1 protein-coding gene is annotated in these 3,213 nt (G+C 29.8%); it reads left to right on the top strand.

Going from position 1 to position 3,213, the window contains the following annotated elements; genetic code table 11:
* The first annotated feature begins 294 nt into the window (after positions 1 to 294).
* On the top strand, positions 295 to 2,955 hold the full coding sequence (locus BLW33_RS13795; RefSeq protein ID WP_176966745.1) for an ATP-binding protein: 2,661 nt from the start codon (positions 295 to 297) through the stop codon (positions 2,953 to 2,955).
* Positions 2,956 to 3,213: the final 258 nt, after the last annotated feature.

Here is a 3,213-nt window from a genome sequence, read left to right as displayed (position 1 = left end):
ATTCCCTGTGTTGTACAAATCCACAAGTTGTTGCTTAAACTCTTGGGTGTACTTCTTTTGGTTTTTTGCCATGTTGAGCTGCTCCTTTATATTATGATATTGATTATAATGTGTTCAACTTTTCGTGTCCATACTTATATACTAGCACCAAGCTAACTACGAGATATACATATAGATCAAACCGAAAACTAAATGAAATTGCTGCATGGATTAGCAAATTATTTATAACGCCTTGGGTATGTGATATACTTATACTATTATTAAAATTATTAACACCCCTAACAGCGAAGTACGTTGAAAAGAAAAAACCAACACAAAAAAGGAGATGCTATGTTTAATTCAACTGAAATGACAGTAATGAATATTATTGATTCTTTGCCAAATGTCAATGAAAAATCCACTATCGATTTTAAAATAGCTCCTTATCCCAAGAATAAAATGGCTGACTTTATTTCCGATGTGATTGCTATGCTTAATTCTATTGAGGGCTATCGGAAAGATAAATATATAATTATCGGAATAGTTGATGAAACTAAATATGCTAAGGGAATAAGCATCTTCGACATGCCGGATGACAGCCATTTTCAAAATCTTTTAGATAAAATTGCACCGCGCCCAATAGTCGAGACTGGAACTGTACAGGTAGATTCACAAACTTATGGTTACATCTACATACCTAAAGATAATAAAGAGAGAGTTTATGAAGTTAGTGAGAATTATGGGCAAGGTACTGCCAAAGAGGTAAAGGTAGGTCAATCTTTTATTCGGATGGGCTCTAAAACAAGTGTGATATCAAATGAAAACAGGTCATATATTAAATTTCAAAAAACATATATTGAACCTAATATTAAAAATAAGGCTTTATCTCGGATTGTGAGCACAAATAATCTTTCATTAGAAATTGCGAAATCATTGTTAGAAAGTGATATTGATAAAAGAGATGTTTCCTGGGCTGAACCAGAAAAAAACTCTTTTTCTGTTATAACAGGGGATTATGGTTCTGGGAAAACTTATTGTTTAGAAATAATGTATTTACGTTTACTACAATCATACAATACAGAACAGTCAACAATAATTCCTATTTGGATATCTAATTGGGATTTACAAGCGAATGATGCATTTATCAGGGATATACTGGATTTGAATATATTTAAAGAAATTGTGTTTTTTTACGATGAATTAGAAAGTAAGACCCAAGATAATATATCCAGAATTTTAGAAGAGACCAAATATCTTTTGCTCCAACATCATAGTATTAGTTTTATTTTTTCGTCTAGAAATATACCAGTCTTGAATGATTTAAGTGAAAGAAAAGCAGTTAAATTACTTACTCAAAAAGAAATATGTGTGATTTTAAACTTGATGGATGTCAATAAAGTAATTACTCCTTGTATGTTAGAACGATTGGATAAAGAAATTCAAAAGACAATAAGTAGACCATTCTTCACATTTCTTTTTGGAAATTTAATGAAGAATCATAAAATCACCGAATTTTATTCCTATAAAGACATGTTTATCAAAAAAATTTTGCTAACAAATTTCATAGACAGAGTATTTGATAGAGAAGATAAACTATTAGATGATTTTATATCAATAGCAGTACGGTCTATTGAACGTCAAAATGGCGAGTTTCATCTAGCAGAAGTAGATATTCAGTGTAACATAAATGATATTAACAGAAAAGGACTATTAATATATAATGAAGAAAGTAAGTTATATAAATTTAACTTGCCTATAATTGCTCAATGGCTTGCCTCTGAATCTTTAATCAGGGGGAAAATAAATACAAACTGTTTGATAGATACTTCTCAACATCTTTATAGATGGCTATACCCACTGATTTATACTTTATATCGTCTAAATAATATGGATTCTCTTAATAGTATATTTTCACCTATTATAGAGAAATTTCCCGCTATAATGGGTACAATAATTAAAAATGGAGTAGAACAAGAATTAACAATAGGAGCCCGAGATGTAACGGTTGATAAAATTAAAGACGTGATTAATTTATTCAAAAGCAACTTTTCAGAGAAAGATTTTATTTTTAAATTTCCGATAAATATTTCTTTAGAATACTGCGAGGATACTCCTAGTTTTGAAATAAATGAAAAAACCGATACAACTTTGTGTAGCAGTCGATTTCCTATTATTTCAAATAAAGCAAATGGAAATTATTATGCTGCCTACAAAACTATTATTAATAGGATTGAAAGTATTTTAAAAAATATTTATTTAATTAAAACAGATATGTATGCGGAATTAATATGGCAAATTTCTTGTAAAAATATAGATGACAGTTCTCTAAGAAATACTCCTGTTGTAATTAAGGAAATATTCGAAAAGAACTCAAATCTGAACTCAAATCTGAAATCCTTATATGAAAAAATGTTAGAAGATGGAAAAGATAGTATTATTCCGCCTTGGCCATTTGGGGACATTCCCCTAAACCAATCGTCGGGTTGGGTTTGGGATATGTTTTCTGAAGAAAAATTACTTGAAAAAGTTGTTTCTATATACAAATCTGCTATTCATGACTATAAATATATTGTGGAAAATTGTTTCGATAGTTTTAAAAACATTTTTCCGACATACCAGCTTATACCTTTTGAACTTAAAGGAATATTATATCAACGAGATAAGAGTAGTCATCCTAGCTTATATCAATACAAGCTAGCATTACCTTATAATGAACAATCTCGAGTAAGTATTGAGTGGGGTCAAGATCTTAACTATATACTTGAAAAGGATAGTGATCACCAAAAAATTAGTAAAGCAATTGAACGAAATCGCTCTAACACATCACATCTTTTATCTTATAGTCGATGTCAAGGATATTTAGATGTTTTTGGATTCAAACCAATTACTACGATTGTTATTGAATGGCTTATTGATGATTTTAAAAAATTAGGTTGGTTGGATTCTGGTTTTTCTAGTCACTTACGTAGTATATAAAAATAGTGACAATATTTAATTATATTAACCAGAAATGGATAATACATATAATATGACGACCACAAGCTAAATCATCCACACAAAATTGATTGAGTTATGGATTTTAGGGACGAGTGAGAATAATTATTTTTTAGTCAACACCGCACAACAGAACAATAAGCAGTTGGTGTTAGAATTTAAATAGTACAAAGTAAAATGAGATATCCCCTAGAAATATTGTATAATCAACATATGGAGGAACTCATTATGCCAAGAACA

Origin of the sequence: Eubacterium aggregans (assembly GCF_900107815.1) — a bacterium.
GTDB lineage: Bacteria > Bacillota > Clostridia > Eubacteriales > Eubacteriaceae > Eubacterium_O > Eubacterium_O aggregans.
This window is presented reverse-complemented; position numbering and strand designations above follow the sequence as displayed.